The sequence below is a fragment of the Streptococcus sobrinus DSM 20742 = ATCC 33478 genome, from assembly GCF_000686605.1.
Lineage (GTDB): Bacteria > Bacillota > Bacilli > Lactobacillales > Streptococcaceae > Streptococcus > Streptococcus sobrinus.
Genome location: NZ_JMLC01000046.1, coordinates 1 through 3503, shown reverse-complemented (window position 1 = coordinate 3503; position 3503 = coordinate 1). Strand labels below are relative to the sequence as shown.

Annotated in this window: 3 protein-coding genes; 1 reads left to right on the top strand and 2 read right to left on the bottom strand. The window is 38.5% G+C overall.

Annotated features, from left to right (window positions below):
- Positions 1-79: 79 nt before the first annotated feature.
- A complete protein-coding gene (locus tag BS63_RS0110180) occupies positions 80-889 on the top strand; it encodes an amidohydrolase family protein (protein ID WP_029712493.1) in 810 nt (269 codons plus the stop codon).
- 604 nt (positions 890-1493) lie between these two features.
- Here the strand turns inward: BS63_RS0110180 and BS63_RS0110175 are convergent.
- Both BS63_RS0110175 and BS63_RS0110170 read right to left on the bottom strand, forming a co-directional pair.
- Entirely contained in the window at positions 1494-2387 is an 894-nt protein-coding gene (locus BS63_RS0110175; protein WP_002963379.1) for an alpha/beta hydrolase, read from the bottom strand.
- Positions 2388-2501: 114 nt separating this feature from the next.
- Entirely contained in the window at positions 2502-3470 is a 969-nt protein-coding gene (locus BS63_RS0110170; protein ID WP_002963380.1) for an alcohol dehydrogenase catalytic domain-containing protein, read from the bottom strand.
- Positions 3471-3503: the final 33 nt, after the last annotated feature.

Below are 3503 nucleotides of genomic sequence, written 5' to 3'. Positions count from 1 at the left end.
ATGAACTTTGACCAGTATTTGAAGAAATTAATCTAGTCAAAAAAGTGATCGTCTATGGTAAAACAGAGAAGAAACATTCATGCGTTTGTCGTGGATTATTGATAACATCCAACACGTCATGCTCCCATTAGAAATGCAAGTGGATAAATTAGAAAAAGCCAAAGTTGATAAAGCTATCTTATTTTGTACAACACCACACCCCGAAAAAGCCAAAAATTATTCTGAATTCAAAAAAGAAATGAATACTCTTTTTGAGTTACTATCAGGCCATAGTCAAACAATCGCCCCATTAGACAGAATGAGACAAAATAACCAAGAGGTTGCTCAAGCTATCCAGCAATATCCAGATAAATTCTATGGTTTTGGCTCCCTTCCTTTAGGATTGTCATTAGACGAAACCATTAAATGGATTAAGGAGCAGATTATAGGAAACGATTTTAAAGGTATTGGTGAATTTACTCCAGGGTCCGATGAACAGATTTACCAATTAGAAGTTATTTTTAAAGCATTGGAACAGTTCCCAAAATTGCCAGTATGGGTGCATACCTTCAACCCTGTCACATCTAAAGGAATTGAAATACTGATGAATCTGACCAAGAAATATCCGCAAACACCCGTTATTTTTGGACACATGGGAGGTTACCAGTGGATGACTGTCATAGATTTCGTCAAAGAGACAGCCAATGCTTATGTTGATTTATCAGCAGCTTTTTCTACATTAGCTGTCAAAATGGCTCTGGCGGAAATTCCAGATAAATGTCTTTTTGGATCAGATGCCCCCTATGGAGAACCTTTCATTAGCAAAGAATTAGTCGAATTTTTAGCCCCATCTTTGGAAGTTAAAAATATGGTTTTAGGAAAGAATATATTAAGACTGATTAATGGATAAACAAAAATCAAAAAATAATAACTTTTGCAAAGAAAGCGTTCTAAGTGGCCCTGGGACATCCTCTTATGAACAAGCAAAGAACAGTTAAGACACCGGAAAAATACCTTGCTAAGTTTTAAAAAACAAAAAAATCTCTTCACAAATACAACTTTTGACAACTGCATTGTAAAGAGAATTTGATTATTTTTCATAAGCCAAATCAACACACCAGCGGATACTGCTGTAGGAGACATAACTAATCTATTGATAATCGTCTACTTCCAGAATCCTGTCATAGCATGCCTTGTCTCCCTTATTAAAGTGAATTGGCTTAGACTGAACATCTTGGCTTATTTTTGACGACTACCTTTTGTGGAAGCCATAAGCACCTTGGGCAGGAAGATTTTTGTTTAGACCTTGCAGCTGATTCGGGTGATGCGACAGTAACAAACAGTCTTTGCTGCGGGGCCTACCAGCGTGGCTACTCCCCACTTTAGACCAAATGGGACTTCTACACTTTTTATTCCCTACATATCAGCTTGCCCTAGCTTATCCGCTTTATTCTTTTTGGACATTAGAAAACGAGGTTTTGACCATACATCAAAATCTCGTTTTTTGTAATTTTCTAATTTAAACCTAAAACCTGATTAATAAAGTTCATACACAATCTTTTCCAAATTCCTAATGTTTCATAATCTGAGAATTCTGCCTGTGTATTGCGATTAATGACAGATAGACCATGTTCTCCCACTGCAAACATATGTAATTCATAGAAGACACCATTGTCTTTTAGTTTCTTCGCATAGTCTAAAAGAGCATTGTTATAGATGCAGTCATCATTTTGCATCCCCCAAATAAAGGTAGGGACGGTATCTCTGGAAATATGTTCAATTGGACTGTGTTTTTTCAAATTTTCCTTGGTTAATTCTTTACCCACAACGGTCTTCAAAGCGCCAGTTAAAAAATCTAGTTTGGGCATAGGAGATAAGTTGGTGGGTTGCTGATTATTCGGATCAGCCATAACGCTATCATATTGATAAGAGAAATCCAATAAAGGATAAGATAGGACAACTAAGCTTGGTCTTATTTTTTCCTCTGGGTAGGCAAAATAAGCTTGCAGAGAAGGCTCATTCCAACGATTGGCCAGGGAAGCACAGTGGGTAGCACCAGCCGAAAAACCAATAAAAATGATTTTATCTGGATCAACATTCCATTGCTCTGCTTTTTCTCTTGTGACCAGAAGCATTTTAGCCAAGTCATACAAGGGAGCTGGATAGCCACTTTCCTGGCCCACTCTATAATCTAGCGTAATAGCTTGGAAGCCCTTGTTAAGGAAATAAAGGGCGACTGGCTCTTTTTCTCGGTCAGTTACCTTGAAAAAGCCTCCGCCACCACAAATAATCACAGCAGGGCGTGGATTATAATTCTTAATATCTGATGTCTCTTCCACCAAATAGGTTGTATAAGTAACAGCCTTTTTATCAGCTTCTGACCAAAGTTGATCGGTATTGATTTTCATAAATTTTCTCCTTCCTTTAGCTACAAGGCCATTGAGTAATGTCAAAAAGAAAATCTGATGCCCCTACATCTAAAATCTACATTTTTTCTACATCACCGTGAGCGTGTTCCCCTATCATGGCACTAATATAATTTTCCGCCTTTCTTTGTTCTCGTCCAACAATCGGTGAACTTCAGCCGCCTCGTCAAAGCTCCTAATGGCAATATCATCTTCTAAAAGTTGACCTTCTTTAAAGGCTTCATTTAACAATTTTCCTGCTAGTTGCAATTGACTTAAACTAGCATGACTAATCACAAAACCTTTAATTTGTTGACAGTTCATATATAACTGTCGAGCACTAAAGATCTCTCCCTGAGGAGTTGTTATAAGTGTTAGGACACCCTTTAAAGCTAACAAATCACTATTAGTCTGCAAGGCTATTTCTCCAGAGGTATCAATAATCTGATCAAAACCAGTTGGAAATTGCTCTGCCAGTTTTTGAAAAAGCCTATCATCATGATAATCAAAACAGACAGAGCTCCCAATTTCCCGCAATCTTGAAAAGTCTCGCTGGTTAGAGGTTGTCACAACCTTTGCTCCCGCCTTATGAGCAAGCCAAAGTAACTTGCTACCCACATGGCCTGCGGCTCCTTCAATCAATAAAGTTTGATCTGGTAGCAACTGCATAACATCCTGTAAAACTATGGCTGCAGTTGCAGCGGAATGAACAGCTCCAATTAGCTTGACCGGATCAGCACCTGTGGGAACTAAGAAAAGTCTTTCCGTCGAAATTAAAGCATACTCACTAGTAACTCCCTGCCTGCCATCATAACCCATACTATTGGTCCAGACTAAATCACCAATAGTAAACTGAGTAACTCCATTACCAACTTCGACGACCTCCCCTAAAGCATCTCGCCCAAGAATATAAGGATAAGGCAGTTGGGTCTTGTAACGTCCTGATCGAATAAAGGTATCAACATAATTAACTGAAACTGCCCGAACTTTAACAAGAACGGTTTTAGGTTCCACCTTAGGAACAGGAAGGTCGCCAACTTGAATGACAGACGAGTCTCCCGTTTTTTGAATATATACCGCTTTCATCACTTACCCTTTCCAAAATGCTAAAATAGACAT